This window comes from Sunxiuqinia indica (assembly GCF_009847015.1).
GTDB lineage: Bacteria > Bacteroidota > Bacteroidia > Bacteroidales > Prolixibacteraceae > Sunxiuqinia > Sunxiuqinia indica.
The window spans coordinates 285,685-302,880 of the sequence record NZ_WVEM01000001.1; the positions used below are offsets into that span (position 1 = coordinate 285,685).

Genomic DNA, 17,196 nt, shown 5'->3' on the forward strand with positions numbered 1-17,196 from the left:
TGCGCCAAAGCTATTTACTATAAATAGCAGAACAGCGATTGCTATAAGAAAAAATGGTTTCATAGTTTGGATGGGTTTGAATTTGAAAAGAAAATTAAGATTATTCTTTCCAAAAACAAAATCAAGGAATGAACTCACCACTTTTTGCTGAAAATTAATTTGTTAGTTGGTGTCAAAATATTTTTTTATCAGATCAAAAAGGTTCTGAAATCAGATTAAAAAAAAGAAAAAGGGGTTTCTCTAAGCAAGAGAGGTATCCTTTTCTTAACCTTAAAGAGTGGCGGGTTAATTGAAATCGAAGGTCAATTTCATAAGTAATTTGGCACCATGAATTTTAGCCGCGTTAAACCGATATGTACTTGATTGTGGCCCAAAGCTCGTAGCATTTTTAAATTTAGAACCGATAGCATTTATCCCATGCAGAAATGAAATGTCTCCCGCAGGATAGTCAATTTCTGTTCTCGCTGGCGCAGTGGGGGCATTGGGCGTTAGCATTCGGAGAAAGATATCATTGCTTTCTACATAAACGGTAAATCCAGATGAATTTTTTCCTTGTATCTCGGCCCAATAGGTATTGGCATGATAGCCTTTAAATTCAGGATAAATGAAGCCAGATTCTCCGGTAATTGTATTGTTATATTCTTTTTCCCACAAACCAAAATTTACACCTTTCATGCGGTTTTTGTATACGCGATACGGGCCATCTCCGAGCCATTTCATCCCAGCGACATTTTTTTCAGGAAAATCAAAGGAGATTCCGGCAAACTGACAGTTATCTGCTGGTTGATATGCGACAGCAAGATCGACTAGCCCGTTACCGTTAATAGTCCATGTAAAATGATCATCGTTTTCAAAAGTAACAGCGATGATTAACTCGTTACCGTTAAAATAATGCTTAACATGTTTTACTTTCTTTTCCTTGCTCACAAAAACAGGCCCGTTGGAAAGTGGTATTTTTAGTCCATTGTTTTTTAATTCAGCAATCGTTCCATTATCTTTTTTAAATGAAATCTCCAATTGCCCGGCTTTCACTTTCAGTTCGCTCTGGGTTTCTTCGAGCTGAGGTTTTAAAACCGAATTTTTACTAAGTAGTTCCTCTGCCTTAATAGCAGCTTTCTTTACAGGCCAGCTCCACGTATTAATCGTTTTTCCATATTGATCAGTGGCGGTGATGCGAAGGGCGTCAAATTGTTGCCAGTTTTCAGGAAGTGACACTTGTATTTGACCATTTTGTCCGGGTGTCAGATTAATGTTGATATGCTCCGTTTTGCCGATTGTCTCTTTTACCTGTCCGGAAGGAGAAGAAAATTTTAGCCAATCTGCTTGTATACTACACTGGTCGAGATTGGTGTAAAGGTATCTGTTCTCAATGTTGAATTTACCGTTAAAATCGGGGGTAATGTAGCGTTTCTCAAAGAAGATTGGCGACCAAATTTCCTTAATGGTAAAAAAGCTTCCTTCTTTTTCGTTATAAGGTCCAACAATTCCGTCTGGAGCATGATTGCCATCGGTGTCAAATTCATTATTTCGATCGGTTCGTTCAATGGCTTCATCAGCAAAAACCCAGAGGAAAGCTCCTGCGCAAAGCGGATCACTCCACATTCTCAGCCAGAAATCGTCCAGGCCTGCGCCATGGCCACCGTCATAAAGTCCATGTATAATTTCGGTAGGAAATAATATTTTTCGTTTGCTAAATCCATCGTTTGACAAATAGTTATAGTCGAAATAGTGAAGGGTGTTTGTCATTTCATAATCTTGCCAAGGATGGATTACAATTCGTTTTTGAATATCCAGTTCAGCAAAGTCATCATTTAAACTATTGTTTTCACCACCTTCATTCCCATTGGCCCAAATAATAATGCTGGGATGATTAACGTCGTGCGCAATCATTTCCTCCAGTAATTTTCGGCCAACAACATCGTCATAAGATGGTTTCTGCCAGGCAGTAAGCTCATCCAGAACAAACAGTCCCAACGAGTCGCAAACATCCAGAAAGTGCTTGTCGGGCGGATAGTGTGACATCCGTACTGCGTTCATGTTCATGTCTTTCATTAAGTTGACAGCGGTAATACTAAGTTCTTTTGAAGATGTTCTGCCATATTTGGGGTGGAAAGTGTGGCGGTCAACACCTTTCATTTTGATACGGACACCATTTACATAAATACCATCACTTTCCCTGACTTCAACGGTTCTGAATCCAAATCGCTCTGTATATTGATGAATTGTTTTACCACTTTCGTCCAACAGCGAAAACACAGCGTAGTACAAATTTGGATACTCCGGATTCCACTTTAGTGGGTTTCTTAGATTTCCTTGAACTCGGGTGGTGTTGGCTGTTACCGGCTGCTTGACTGATGTTTGAACTTCACCATCCTGTGTTTGAATATCGACATGAATAATTGAGGCGGTTTTTGAATTTGTGAGGTGAACATCAGCCGTGAAATCACCAGTATGCTTTGCATCAATTGCAACGCGTTGGATATTGGTTTTAGGCTTGACTTCAAGAAAAACAGGTCGAAAAATTCCACCAAAAATCCAGAAGTCAGCTTTTCTTTCTGCTAGATTCACTGATGGATTGTCAGAATGTTTTTTTACCAGAACTTCCAGTTGATTTTCAATGCCGGCTTTTATCAATTTGCTAATGTCATATCTAAATTGGTAAAAAGCGCCCTGATGGACTGGTCCAGCCAGCTTCCCATTTATTTTAACTTCTGCATCGGTCATCACCCCATCAAAAACAATCGTTATCTCTTTGTTTTTCCAGCTGTTCGGAACAGTGAAGTTGTATCGATAAAGTCCGGTTTCATTCATACGTTCTTCAAATGGATCGTGTCCATAATTATAGTCACCAAATCCTTGTTGTTCCCAGCAGGAAGGAACTGCGATGGTTAACCATTCTCCCGACTTTCTTCCATCAGAACAGTAAAACTCCCATTCGACGGCATCTTCGGCTCCAGTTCCGGATAGGTAGATTGTTTCGGTTTCTTGGGCAAATAAAATACTTGTAAAAAGCACCAACAGTTTTAGTGTAAGTAGTTTCATTATTTTTTGTATTGGTTTTGTACTAAGATAAGCGTTAGCATTGTTTGTGAACTCTATTTTTAACGTAAATCACGTTCTTTTAACCGTTAAAAGTTTACGTTTTTCATCCTTGAATCTTTTTGATAGTCAGTCTGTATTACACAGTTTTTAATTATATTTGAAGCTTTTCAAAAATCATGGTGGCTGAAAGACAAAAACTCGAATACCAATTAAAAAAGATACTTGAAAGTGATCAGTTTTCACGTTCAAATGTGAATACGGTGCTGCTTTCGCTATTGTTTAGTGCAACTATTGAAGGGCGAAAGTTGAAAGAAGCCACAATTGGATCAGAGATTTTTGGTAATAGCTACGACCCGGTAAAAAATGACAATAAGGTTCGGGTTTATGTTCACAATCTGCGAAAGAAACTATCTGCCTATTATGAAACGGAAGGACAAAATGATAAGGTCATTTTTCAGATTGAAAAAGGGCAGTACCGGGTTATTTTTAAAGATGTTGAAAAGAAAAAGTCATTATTCAGTAAACCAGGAATTGTTGTCGGTTTTTTAGTTTTAATTCTTTTTTTTATTGTGGCTTTTTTACTCTTTAGAAAAGAACCTTCAAGTGATTTCTGGGAAGGCTTTTTAGAAGAAAAATTCTCAATAACTGTATTGATTGGTGATCATTTTACCATTGAATCCAACTTGCCAACAGGAGGATTCGGAACATTCAGGGATTTTTCAATAAACTCAGAGCAAGACTTTTCGCAACACCTGCAGCAACATCCGGAACAAGCTTCTCAAATGGTTCCCAATCAATATCCATACGTAACGAAAATGGGACCATACAGTGCAAAGATGTTGAGTCTGTATTTTGGAGATCACGAATTATCTTTTGATTTGTTGTTAAACTCAGAATGGGATAAGTCAAAAATTAATACTGGGAGCCTGGTTTATGTCGGCCAGTTCAAGACCATGGGCTTTTTGAAAAATGTATTTACAGATTACTTTCCAAATTATGAGATTATCGGTGGGAAAATAACCCGAAGAGATCTCACCAACAATGACAATGAAACTTTTCAGTCAAGATCAGGGAAACAGATTGTTGATTATACAATTGTGGCTAAAATGCATGGTCCTGTTAATAATGACATTGTTATGTTTCTTTCTGATAACGATATTGGCGTGATTCGGATGGTGGAGTATTTCACAGACAAGGATTCCGTCGCAGCCTTTTATGATCGACAACACTTACTTGAAAAAGATTTTGCGGCTCTTTTTAAAGTCAGTGGCTGGGAACGGACGGGGTATACCATGGAGTTAATCAGGTTGGATATAAAATAAGTTTCAGTCGCGTAGTTTATTTAGTGGAATCAGGTCAAATTCGGAATGTAGCAGATTATTTTCTTTGATGTAATTTTTATTAACTATGAATAGTTCGCTATTGAATTTATCTTGAGGGAACGTATTTTTCGCAGAAAAATCCTCGTCATCAAAATCGGTAAAGTTTAGTTCGCAAGCTGACAGTTCCCACTGTTCTTCATTCATAAAAAGTAGTGGTAGACCGTGTGTACGACAAATAATTGGGCGATGTTCATATATCTGACAGGCGTGATCTTTCAGGAAAATACAACTTCCATCAGTAGATTCTTGAAAGTCTATAGGCTCATTTTCAATCTTCATTTTTATTGAATTGTATTCAACAGGAAAAACATTGTAGTCCATGCAGCATAAATCACAACCTTTTTTGCAGACCATGTGATTTTTATGTGTATCAGATAACTTCTCTGTCAACAGATCAATCTGATCTTTGAGCTCGTGATAATTGTCAAATTGCTTTTTCATGAGTGGCAAAAGTAGTCGATTTAATTAGAACCAGTGAAATAAAGAATCTTGCTAAGTCGTTCAAAAATCTATTAACAATCGCTTCTTATTATTCACATTCAAGCGGTTTTCGACAGGTTTAGACTATTTCTTCTGAAGTAATTTTTATCTTTGTGCCGTGTTTTACAACATGTCATTTAATCATTAACCGATTCAATATGATTTTATTCTTTAAAACCCTCCAGAACAGCATTGTAGCCGTTCAAACATCCGTCTCATTTTCGGATGAAGACATACAAAAACTGAGCTGGTTGTTTGGTGATGCAACCTTGGTTGACCGCGATTTTTTAGAAGGGTATTTTGTAGGCCCACGAAAAGAAATGATTACTCCCTGGAGTACCAATGCAGTTGAAATTACCCAAAACATGGGGCTCAATGGTATTGTACGTTTGGAAGAATTTATTGAAGTTCCTGATCGTTCTGCCGGATATGACCCAATGCTTAAAGCGTTGTATGAATCTTTGGGACAAAACATTTTTGCAATCGACAAGCAGCCGGATCCAATCATTGAAATTGATGATATTGCAGCTTATAATGAGCAAGAAGGTTTGGCATTGAGCGAAGATGAAATCAAGTACTTAGAGTCGGTTTCAGACAAGATGGATCGCAAGTTGACTGATGGTGAAGTATTCGGTTTTTCTCAGGTAAATTCGGAGCACTGTCGTCATAAAATTTTCAACGGATCGTTTATCATTGATGGGGTTGAGCAGGAAATGTCACTTTTCCAGATGATTAAAAAAACATCAAAAGAAAATCCAAATAAAATTATTTCTGCGTATAAAGATAATTGCTCCTTTGTGCAAGGACCAGTTGTTGAGCAATTTGCTCCAAAAACGCAGGATAAGCCTGATTATTTTGAAGTAAAAGATATTGAAACTGTACTTTCGTTGAAAGCCGAAACTCATAATTTTCCAACTACGGTGGAGCCTTTTAATGGTGCTGCAACAGGCACCGGAGGCGAAATTCGCGACCGAATTGCCGGAGGAAAAGGTAGTTTGCCGATTGCCGGAACTGCCGTTTATATGACTTCTTATCCGCGAACTGAAGAAGCCCGCAATTGGGAGGAAGCTACTGAGGAGCGTCCGTGGTTGTATCAAACACCTGAAGAAATATTGATTAAGGCGTCGAATGGAGCCAGTGACTTTGGAAACAAATTTGGTCAGCCGTTGATTACCGGATCTGTATTGACTTTTGAGCATTTTGAGAATCATAAAAAATATGGTTACGACAAAGTAATCATGTTAGCCGGAGGTATCGGTTTTGGTGCTAAAAAAGACAGTTTAAAAGATAAACCAGGCGTAGGCGACAAAGTGGTATTGCTTGGTGGTGATAACTATCGCATTGGAATGGGTGGTGGAGCTGTTTCTTCAGTGGCTACCGGTGAATTTAAAAACGCGATCGAGTTGAATGCTGTTCAGCGTGCGAACCCGGAAATGCAGAAACGTGCCTACAATGCCATTCGTGCATTGGCCGAGTCAGATGACAACCCAATTATTTCTATTCACGATCATGGTGCTGGAGGTCACCTGAATTGCCTATCGGAGTTGGTTGAAGAGACTGGTGGTAAAATTGACACAAGCAAATTGCCAGTAGGCGATCCAACTCTTTCACAGAAAGAGATTATCGGTAACGAGTCGCAAGAGCGCATGGGCTTGGTGATGAGTGAGAAGCATGTTGATTTGTTGAAGAAGATTGCAGATCGAGAACGCTCGCCAATGTATGTGATTGGCGATACGACTGGTGATATGCAGTTTACGTTCGAAAATTCAAAAACAGGCGAAAAGTCAATTGACTGGCAACTGGCTTATATGTTCGGTAATCCACCAAAAACAATTTTAACAGATACAACAGAGAAAGCCAATTTTGCTGAATTGGCTTACGATCAGGAAAAAATAGAATCGTACCTGGAAGATGTTTTGCAATTGGAGTCGGTAGCATGTAAAGACTGGTTGACCAATAAAGTTGACCGCTCGGTAACCGGTAGAATTGCAAAACAGCAAGGCGCAGGCAAATTGCACCTTCCGTTGAATAATGTAGGTGTCATAACTCTCGATTACCAAGGCAAAAGCGGTCTTGCAACAACGATTGGTCATGCGCCCGTTGCAGCAATGGTCAATGCTGAAAGTGGTTCAATCCTTTCGATTGCTGAGTCGTTAACCAATATTATCTGGGCTCCAATGCCCGATAAGATGAGGAGCGTTTCGTTGAGCGCTAACTGGATGTGGCCTGCAAAAAATCCCGGCGAAAACGCACGTATTTACAAGGCAGTAAAAGCAGCCAGTGATTTTGCATGTGCTTTAGGGGTAAATATCCCAACCGGAAAGGACTCCATGTCAATGACTCAGAAGTATAAGAACGATGTGGTTTATTCACCGGGAACAGTAATTATCTCAGCTTCGGGCGAAGTAACCGATGTGAAAAAAGTTGTTGAGCCTGTTGCTGTGAACGATGCAAGCAAGCCGCTCTATTATATCGATTTTTCTTCTACTCCCCTGGTTTTAGGAGGTAGTGCTTTTGGGCAAATCGTAAATAAACTTGGACAAGAAGCGCCAACAGTAGCCGATTCTGCATATTTCTTAAAAGCATTCAATTCCATTCAAAGTTTAATCGAAGAAGAATTGATCTTGGCCGGACATGATGTTGCTTCCGGTGGATTGATCACAACGCTGCTCGAAATGTGTTTTAGTGACAATGAAACAGGATTGAACCTGGATTTAACTGGTTTGGGCGAGAGAGACAGTGCAAAGGTCTTCTTCAACGAAAACCCGGGAATTGTAATTCAGGCAGCTGATTCTGAAGTAGTGGAAGCGAAACTGAGCGAAACAGGAGTGAAATTTGTAAAAATTGGACAACCTGCTGAAAAACGAGCTTTTACGATTAAAAACTTCGAAGCTGATTTTGATTTAGATATTGATTCGTTACGAGAATTATGGTTCAAATCTTCCTATTTGATGGATCGCAAACAAAGTGGCGAAAAACTGGCACTGGAGCGTTTCAAAAACTATAAAAACAATAAACTGGACTATGATTTCAAAAACTTTACTGGTAAAGCTGCTGACTATGGTATTGATTTAAACCGCCGAACTCCAAGTGGTGTAAAAGCTGCTATTATTCGGGAGAAAGGAGTAAATGGTGATCGAGAAATGGCATATATGATGTATTTGGCTGGGCTGGATGTGAAAGACGTTCACATGACCGACCTGATCTCCGGACGAGAAAACTTAGAGGATGTCAACATGATTGTGTTTGTTGGAGGTTTTTCTAATTCCGATGTTCTTGGATCTGCAAAAGGTTGGGCCGGTGCTTTTAAATATAACGAGAAAGCTCGACAAACTTTAGAAAATTTCTACAAGCGAAAAGATACTTTGAGTTTGGGAGTTTGTAATGGTTGCCAGCTGATGGTGGAACTTGGCTTGCTCTATCCTGAACACGAAAAAATGCCAAAGATGCTGCATAACGAATCACACAAGTTCGAATCAGCATTCCTAAATGTTGAAATTGCGGAGAATGACTCAGTCATGCTGAACTCAATGGCCGGAATGAAACTCGGTGTTTGGATTGCTCATGGTGAAGGAAAATTTAGTTTGCCTTATGCCGAAGATCAATACCATATTCCTTATAAATATAGCTATGACTTCTATCCTGGAAATCCCAATGGATCAGATCTCAATACGGCTTCTCTTTGCTCGAAAGATGGCCGCCATTTAGCCATGATGCCTCACCTTGAAAGAGCCTTTAAACCTTGGCATTGGCCTTATTATCCGGCCGACCGTAAAAAGGATGAAGTAGCTCCATGGATTGAAGCATTTGTAAATGCTCGGGAATGGATTAAGAAGTATTCAAAATAGATTATCAAAGGGCTCTTGTGCAAAGAGCCCTTTTTTTGCTTAACATGTTCTTATTCAATAGCTGTTTATTCAATTCATTTACCTTTTTTTGAACGGTGATTCAATAAAAATTGACATATTTGCAATTCGCATCTTATGCAAATGGTTAAAAGAAGTGGGCTTCATATTATTTTCCTTTTTATATTTCACCTTGCATTTAGTCAAGATGATGTGGATAGCCTTTTGTCTATTCAGACGGATGTGAGTGCTGAGGAGAAGCTAAGTCAAATGTTGGATTTTTCGCAGCGCTATGTGCGTGAAGATAGCACCAAATGTCTGGAAGTAGCGAATAAGGCGATTGCTATTACTGATTCGATTAATGCTCCTTTGTTCGAATCACGGTTTTTATACTTGAGAGGGGAGTGTTACTACTATTATGATAGCTATCCACTGGCTTTAAAAAATTATTCAGAAGCCTTGGAAATATTCCGGCAAATTAATGATGTGCAGAATATTGCAGAGACTTTGAATTCTATTGGCTTGGTTTATTATTACCTTGGAGAATACAATAAGGCCGCAGAAAATCTATATCAGGCATTAAATCTTTTTTCAAAGCAAAATTCAGCAGAAGATGAAGCTCGGGTATATTCAAACCTAGCCATGGTTTTTACGAGGATTGGCGACTTTGAAGAGTCTATACATCATTATGAACTGGCAGCAGAAATTAATGCAAGGGTTGGTAAAAAAACAAGTTTGGCTGTTAATTACAATGGTGTTGGTGTCGGTTACTATAATCTGGAGCAATATGATTCTTCGAAGGTGTATTACAATAAAGCCTTGTTTTTATTTCGGGAATTGAAAAATAAGAAAAGAGAGGCCATTGCACTTAATAATATTGCAAACATCTATCTAAATACAAAAGATAGTATGGAGCTAGCGCTGGATTTTTATGAGAGGGCAGTTGACGTATTTGGTGAGTTGGGTGATAGTCGAAGCGAGGCTTTTGCGCTTGAAGGATTGGGTGGCGCTTATCGCGAACTTGGTCAGTATGAAAGTGCGATCAATACATTTTATAAAAGTTTGCAGCTAGCTGACGATTACGAATATTATTTGAAGCAACTTAATTATCAGGACCTGGCTCTTACCTACGAAGAACAAGGGCGAATTGAAGAGGCCTATCATGCGTTTAAGATGCATGATCAATATCAGGATACCTTGCGTCAGGAAGAACGTCAAAATCAAGTTGCTGAGCTTGAAAAACAATATGAAACCCAGCAAAAAGAGGCAGAAATTGAGCGATTAAGCGTATCACGAGAAATTGATCAACTGCAAATAAAGCGTGATAAGGAACTTCGGGCTTTTGGGATTATTTTGATTTTGGTATTGGTAGCTGCAATATTTTTTGTGTCAGTTGCATACTTAAATAAGAGAAGGATAAATGATCTGTTGCGTTTGAAGAATTTGAAGATTGAAGAACAGCGCAAAGAGCTTGAAGTATTAAATGCTTCTAAGAATAAATTCTTTTCAATAATTGCACACGACCTCAAAAATCCATTTCACTCCGTAATGGGGTATGCCTATTTGATACATAAGGAATATGATCGTTTTTCAGACATTGAAAGAAAGCAATATGCTTCAGATATTTATAATTCAAGCAATTCTATTTCCCGATTGTTACAAAATTTATTGGATTGGTCCCGCTCCCAAACGGGCCGATTGGAGTATATTCCGCAGGAACTCAATTTTCGCGATATTTATGAAGGTATTGAACACTTGCTATTGCCAGTTGCAGCGCAAAAAAATATTCAGTTAATTTCAGAAATGCCTGAACAAGTTACTGTTTATGCAGATCCGATGATGATTGAAACAGTTATGCGAAACTTGTTGAATAACGCCATTAAATTCACGAATGAAAAAGGACAGGTAAAAACAGTTTTGAAATCAGAAAAGGAGACCGTAACTGTTTGTGTTGAAGATACCGGAGTGGGAATTAGTCCTGACGACCTGAATAAGCTATTTCAAATTGAATCGAAAGTAAAACGGAGGGGAACCCATGAGGAAGACGGCACAGGCTTGGGGCTGGTTATTTGTAGCGAATTTGTCAGGAAGAATGGAGGCCGCATTTGGGGTGAAAGCGTGCTTGGTCAAGGCAGCCGTTTCTATTTTACACTTCCGAGCACTAGCGGCCATTCCTGATTCAGCTACTCAACTAACATGGCCTTGGACAATTCTTCTGCTTTATCGGCATGCATTATTTCTTTGACAAGCGCAAGGCCAAATTTTAAAGCAACGCCAATTCCGCGACCCGTGACGATGTTGTCAGAAACGGTCGTCGGATCTTTTAAAACTTCAGCTCCATGTAGTTCATTCTCAAAACCAGGATAGCAAACAGCCTTCCGTCCCTTCAATATTCCTAAATGCCCAAGCACAAGCGGTGCTGCACATATTGCACCCAATAGTTTTTTCTCGTTATTAAACTGCAGGATTTGTTCTCGCAAGCCCTTATGATTATCCAGATTTGTCGCCCCAGGCATTCCTCCAGGCAATACAATTACGTCAATAGTTGAATAATCGAGCTCCGGAAATAGGATATCAGTAACGATAGGGATCTGATGGCCGCCTACAACTGTTTTTGTATCGGTCATGGAAACCATAATAACATCCAGCTCTGCTCTTCTTAATACATCAACAATGCTTATTGCTTCAACTTCTTCAAATCCGGTTGCAAAATGTACAGCTATTTTTGTCATGTCAGTTTCTATTTTTTCGTGATTCGTATTTTACTTTCGATTAAAAATAAAAAAAATGATCCGCAATTGCGAACCATTTTTTAACTGATCTAATCATTTTATAGCGATCAACTAGATAGCATATTCTTTTAAAGCTTTTTCTAATTTTTTTCTTGTAAAGAAAATGCGGCTTTTTACTGTTCCTAACGGAAGGCTGAGTTTGTCTGCAATTTCTTTATATTTATAACCATCCAAAAACATTTTAAATGGAACTTTATATTCCTTTTCAAGGGCGTTGATATTTTTAATGATTTCTTTAGAACTGTAAAATGAATCCGGCGATGGATAAATTTTGTCTTTTGAAAACTTTAAATGAAAATCGTTATTTGCTCCATCAAAGGTGCTTTTGGCTTTCACATTCCTTCTGTAGTTATTAATGAAGGTATTTTTCATGATGGTATAAATCCACGCTTTAAAGTTTGTGTTCTGCGTAAATTTATCACGGTAAGTAAGCGCTTTCAAAAAGGTTTCTTGTAAAAGATCTTGTGCTTTTTCCTGATCTGCAGTTAAACTAAGTGCATAATACAAGAGTTTGTCTTGCAGTCCTAAAAGTGCGTTGTTAAATTGAACTTGTGTCATGGCAGCGTGTTTTAAATGAGTTATTGTTTAGAACAAATATAAATAAACAACCCCTTTATATAAAGGATTTAGGGGTCTTTTATTGTTCGATTTTATTTATTTGTGATAAAGAAAATTGATACATGCTGATTATAAGCAGTTAATGTTAAGATACGACATTTACATAAAAATGTTTGACGTTTTGTAGCTGTCGTAAAACAATCTATTTTTATTTGGATTAACTATGAATTATTCTTTTCGTTTTGTATTTTAAAATCCTTTCAGAAGATTTTCGTCCCAATTTTTAATGGAAAACTACTATTGTGAATTTTCCATAGTCTCTTTTTGTGCATCATTTGTTTATCAAAGAACTACCTTCCCATGCTCAACGATCATGCAGAACCTGTGATAATTGTTTCTTTTGGACGCATTGGATCACATATTTTGCTGTTTGTTAGTTTGTTGTATTTTGTTGAAGGAGGTTGTTTGTGTATACATGGCACTAATTATTTTGTTTCAATATATCTACAGTCGGGGTGAGTGTTCTACAAAATGATCGTTTCATTTCTTTTTGTACCATAGTGCATAAAATGCTTGTTGCTTTTCAAAGTGGCTTGGATTAACGACTTTCGGATGTAGTCAGATATTTCTACATTTGCGGCTTCTGATTACTTATTCGTGAACAAATTCAAATGAAAAAGTTAAGTTTTAAACACAGTTGGGCAACCAAACTTGTTTTCAAACGATGGGGTGGTCAAAAGTATTCATTGTTTCAGGCATTAAACAGGCAAGTGCGTATTGGCGTATTGGCCGTTGCTTATTTTATGGTGACCGGAATTAATGATGCGATTGCACAACCCGATAGTTTGGAAGTAAAGATGGAGTATGATCTTGATGAGATTGAGGTCAGCGCCCAACGAGCACCTGTGACATATTCGCAGGTGGCACGGATTATTTCCGTGATTGAGAAAGATCAAATTGAAGCGGCTCCGGTCAATAGTATTCAAGACCTCCTGGAGTATGCGCTGAGTGTTGACATCCGGCAACGAGGAACGCACGGCGTTCAAGCTGACGTTTCAGTCCGGGGAGGTTCTTTCGATCAAACACTCATCCTTTTAAATGGAATCAATCTTTCCGACCCCCAAACCGGGCACCACAGCCTCAACTTGCCGGTTAGTTTTAAAAGCATCAAACGTATTGAGATATTGGAAGGTCCCGGAGCCCGTATTTATGGCCCGAACGCATTTTCAGGTGCTATCAATATTGTTACGGAGCCTGATGATAATGATCAGGCCATTCTGGATGTGACTTATGGGGAACACCAGTTGAGAGATATTAATGTATCGGCCAATAAACAAATTGGGAAACTGCAAAGTTTTGTTGCTTTCAATAACAAAGCATCCGATGGATACATTGATAACACCGATTTTAAAAGTTCCAATATCTTCTATCATGGAGCTTTGAAAAGCGATGCCGGAAAGTTGGAACTACAGGCTGGCTTTTCCAACAAACAATTTGGAGCCAATAGTTTTTACACGCCCAAGTATCCCAATCAATTTGAGGAAACGAAAACCTCTTTTGCGTCGTTAAAATTTGAAACAGGTGAAAAGGTTCATTTTACCCCAGCGTTGTACTGGCGTCGTCATCAGGATCGGTTTGAACTGTTTCGCGATAGTCCTGCATCGTGGTATTCTGGTCATAATTACCACATGACCGATATTTTAGGAACCTCGATTAATAGTTGGTTTGCCAGCGATTTAGGAAAAACTGCGTTTGGAGCTGAATTTCGTTCAGAAAATATTTGGAGCAATGTGCTGGGTGAAGATTTGGATGAACCGATTGATGTGCCGGGCGAAGACGGACAACAGTTTACGAAATCACATTCAAGAACGACAACTTCTTTTTTTGCTGAGCACACGTTCTATCTGGGAAAATTCACGGCTTCCGGTGGAGCAATGGCTAACTGGATTTCGGATCTTAATTTTGATTGGAATATTTATCCCGGCGTTGACTTGAGTTACATGCTCACTGAAAAATTGAAGTTGTATGGTTCATTCAACAAATCGTTGCGAATGCCCACATTTACTGATTTATACTACAGTGGTCCTACAAACCAGGGAAATCCGAATTTGAAGCCGGAGCGATCAACAACCATCGAAGGTGGGGTAAAACTGAATAATCGTTATTTGCATTTGCAGACAGGCTACTATCATCGAGTTGGAAAGGATTTAATTGATTGGGTTCGCGAAAGTGAGGAGTTCCTTTGGGAAACCCGAAATCTTACAGAAATTAAAAGTGATGGTTTTGAATTTACTGGCGCTTTGTTTGTGCCTGAACTTATTGATGCTTCGTTCTTTCTTAAAAAGATCAACGTTAACTATTCGTACAACTCCCTCAATAGAAGTCAAAGCGAGTTTTTATCGAATTATGCTTTGGACAATTTAAAACACAAACTGGTTATCTCAATTGACCATAAGATATGGAAGAACCTTTTTGCTTCGTGGAATTATCGGTTTCAGGAAAGAAATGGAACGTATACCAAGTTTGAAAATAAGGAGCCTGTTGGTGAAGCAAACTACGAGGCATTTGGGTTGACTGATCTGAAAGTGTATTGGAAAACGCCCAGATTAATGCTATCAGCATCGGCAACAAATCTATTCGATAAGGAATATGTTGATTTAGGTAATATTCTTCAGCCGGGGCGTTGGATTAGTTTTGGCGTAAAATATCAAATTGGATTAAACCAGTAGTAATAATATAACGGTAATCAGAAAGAAAGGGCACTCGTTTTGGGTGCCCTTTGCTATTCCGTTCAGGCCAGAGTAGCAACCATAACTGCTTTAATGGTGTGCATACGGTTTTCTGCCTGATCAAAAACAATGGACGCCGGACTTTCAAAAACTTCATCAGTCACTTCCATTGACTGAAGGCCAAATTTTTCAAAAATTTCCCGACCAATTTTGGTTTCCTGGTTGTGAAATGCCGGAAGACAGTGCATGAATTTTACATCCGCATTACCTGTCAGTTTCATTAGTTCATTGTTTATTTGATAGGGGAGAAGACGTTTTATTCTTTCCTCCCAAACTTCTTGTGGTTCACCCATCGATACCCAAACATCGGAATACAGAAAATCGCACCCTTTCACTGCCTCCTGCACGTTATCGGTAACAGTAATTTTGGCACCACTTTTTTCAGCAATGCTTTTGCTTAGCTCAATTAGCTCTTCGTCAGGTTGACAGCTTTTGGGTGCCGCAGCCCGAAAATCCATACCCATTATGGCTGCTCCAACCATGAGCGAATTTCCCATATTGTTATGGGCATCGCCCAAATAGCAAAATGAAATACTGCCGAGTGGTTTATCAGCATGCTCTTTCATGGTCAGAAAATCAGCTAAAATCTGTGTCGGATGAAATTCGTTGGTAAGTCCATTCCAAACCGGAACACCGGCGTATTTTCCAAGTTCTTCTACAATTCGTTGCCCAAACCCACGGTATTGAATGCCATCGTACATCCGCCCTAAAACCCGGGCGGTATCTTTCATCGATTCTTTATGTCCGATTTGAGAACCTCCCGGCCCAAGAAAAGTAACGTGCGCCCCTTGGTCGAATGCGGCCACTTCGAAAGCGCAACGTGTACGAGTTGATGTTTTTTCAAAAATCAGGGCGATATTTTTTCCCTGTAACATTTGTTCCTCAGTACGATTATATTTTGCGAGTTTTAGTTTCTCTGCTAGTTCAAGTAGTTGGTTGATTTCTTCGGCTGTAAAATCTAATAGCTTCAGAAAATTTCGGTTTTTAAGATTCAGTATCATGATTTTGTTTTTTGTTGTCGTAATTCAACGTTATTTTCGATCCATAGGATTTATCTGATAGTTTGGTTGCTTCGGTAATGACGCTTTTTTGTCCTCCGTTTTCAATAAAACTTAGGCAAGCTCTTATTTTTGGAGCCATACTTCCTTCACCAAAAGTACCATTATTCAGATGTACTAAGGTGTCCTTGTAGTTAAGGAATTCTAGTTTCCTTTGGGTCGGCAACCCAAAATCTTTAAAGATGTATGGTACGTCAGTTAAAATATAAAATTCGTCAGCATGAATGGTCGATGCCAGCAGAGCAGAGCTCATGTCTTTATCAATCACTGCTTCAGTTGTTCGAACATTATTATCATCGTCTAAATAAACGGGGATGCCTCCACCTCCAGCAGTAATAACAATATTTCCTTCGTGCACCATTCGCTTGATAATGTCTTTATTGAGTATATCAATTGGCGTGGGAGAGGGAACAACCCGCTGGAGACTCCCCTCGTGTTTCGAACTTGGTTTGAATTGCCAGCCTTTTAATTTCGCGAGCTGATTGGCTTCCCTCTTGCTGTATACTTTACCAATCCGTTTTGTCGGATTCTGAAAAGCAGGATCATTTGGATCAACAGTAACCATGCTGATCACAGATATGATATTTTTGTCAATTCTGTGTTGGTTTAAAACGTTGCGCATCATGCGTTCAATCATATAGCCAATTCCACCCTGCGAATCGGCAACGCAAACATCGAGTGGCATTGGCGCAATATTGTACATGGCTTCTCCCGCATCATTTCGCATCAGGATATTGCCAACCTGCGGACCGTTTCCGTGCGTAATAACTAAGTTGTATCCCTCGCGAATTAGATGCACCAAATTTTCGAGCGTTGCAGTGGTGTTTTGCTCTTGTTCTTCTATTGTTCCAGCTTCATTATCACGTAGCAAGGCATTTCCACCCAGTGCAATTACTGCCAACTTTTGTTTGTTCATCGTTTTCAAAATTAACTGGCTTTACACAAACATAGAAAAATAGGTGTGATAAAAAGGTGACGAAACTGCTAGTTGTTGTTTTTTTCGCCTGTTGTTGAGCAGCGATTTTTTGATCGTTTTATTCTGATTGTAAGTGTGGTTCTTCTCTTTCAAATTTAGAAAGTCAGAATTCTGTTTCGAAAACCTTTTAAAAATAAATTCAACCAATAATACTGGGGATGAAAAAAGGTGGCTTTTTTTGAAATGATTATCCGGTATGATTTTTTTTCAATATTTAAGCAGCCCAGAAGGCACGATATGCTGTCCAAATTTCGTTAACTTTGCAATCGAAATT

General features: G+C 38.9%; 10 protein-coding genes. 4 read left to right on the top strand and 6 right to left on the bottom strand.

Going from position 1 to position 17,196, the window contains the following annotated elements; all coding sequences use genetic code 11:
• Positions 1–285 precede the first annotated feature (285 nt).
• Complete coding sequence (locus GR929_RS01125; protein WP_159517070.1) at positions 286–3,042, bottom strand: glycoside hydrolase family 2 TIM barrel-domain containing protein; 2,757 nt, start codon at positions 3,040–3,042, stop codon at positions 286–288.
• Between the two features lie 176 nt (positions 3,043–3,218).
• Between GR929_RS01125 and GR929_RS01130 the strand changes: the two genes are divergently transcribed.
• Positions 3,219–4,364 carry a helix-turn-helix domain-containing protein gene (locus GR929_RS01130; protein ID WP_159517071.1) on the top strand — a complete coding sequence of 382 codons (1,146 nt, stop codon included), beginning with the start codon at positions 3,219–3,221 and terminating at the stop codon, positions 4,362–4,364.
• Between the two features lie 3 nt (positions 4,365–4,367).
• On the opposite strand, the gene GR929_RS01135 is transcribed toward GR929_RS01130, so the two are convergent.
• On the bottom strand, positions 4,368–4,865 hold the full coding sequence (locus GR929_RS01135; protein WP_159517072.1) for a YkgJ family cysteine cluster protein: 498 nt from the start codon (positions 4,863–4,865) through the stop codon (positions 4,368–4,370).
• A gap of 197 nt (positions 4,866–5,062) precedes the next feature.
• Here GR929_RS01135 and purL point away from each other — a divergent pair, with 197 nt between their 5' ends.
• Together purL and GR929_RS01145 are read left to right on the top strand one after the other, a co-directional pair.
• Entirely contained in the window at positions 5,063–8,752 is a 3,690-nt protein-coding gene (purL, locus tag GR929_RS01140) for a phosphoribosylformylglycinamidine synthase (RefSeq protein ID WP_159517073.1), read from the top strand.
• A gap of 135 nt (positions 8,753–8,887) precedes the next feature.
• Positions 8,888–10,927: an ATP-binding protein gene (locus tag GR929_RS01145; protein WP_159517074.1), complete on the top strand. Its 2,040-nt coding sequence runs from the start codon at positions 8,888–8,890 to the stop codon at positions 10,925–10,927.
• Positions 10,928–10,932: 5 nt separating this feature from the next.
• Here the strand turns inward: GR929_RS01145 and GR929_RS01150 are convergent, their stop codons facing one another.
• Positions 10,933–11,481: a DJ-1 family glyoxalase III gene (locus GR929_RS01150; protein ID WP_159517075.1), complete on the bottom strand. Its 549-nt coding sequence runs from the start codon at positions 11,479–11,481 to the stop codon at positions 10,933–10,935.
• Between the two features lie 111 nt (positions 11,482–11,592).
• The gene (locus GR929_RS01155; RefSeq protein ID WP_159517076.1) at positions 11,593–12,099 is read right to left on the bottom strand and encodes an RNA polymerase sigma factor; all 507 of its coding nucleotides are present in this window, start codon (positions 12,097–12,099) and stop codon (positions 11,593–11,595) included.
• 671 nt (positions 12,100–12,770) lie between these two features.
• Between GR929_RS01155 and GR929_RS01160 the strand changes: the two genes are divergently transcribed.
• On the top strand, positions 12,771–14,828 hold the full coding sequence (locus GR929_RS01160) for a TonB-dependent receptor plug domain-containing protein (protein ID WP_159517077.1): 2,058 nt from the start codon (positions 12,771–12,773) through the stop codon (positions 14,826–14,828).
• 62 nt (positions 14,829–14,890) lie between these two features.
• Here the strand turns inward: GR929_RS01160 and argF are convergent, their stop codons facing one another.
• Positions 14,891–15,889 carry an ornithine carbamoyltransferase gene (argF, locus tag GR929_RS01165; protein WP_159517078.1) on the bottom strand — a complete coding sequence of 333 codons (999 nt, stop codon included), beginning with the start codon at positions 15,887–15,889 and terminating at the stop codon, positions 14,891–14,893.
• Positions 15,873–16,862 (bottom strand): carbamate kinase, encoded by a 990-nt coding sequence (locus tag GR929_RS01170; RefSeq protein ID WP_159517079.1) that lies wholly within the window; start codon positions 16,860–16,862, stop codon positions 15,873–15,875. Before GR929_RS01170 ends, argF begins: the two co-directional genes overlap by 17 nt.
• Positions 16,863–17,196 lie beyond the last annotated feature (334 nt).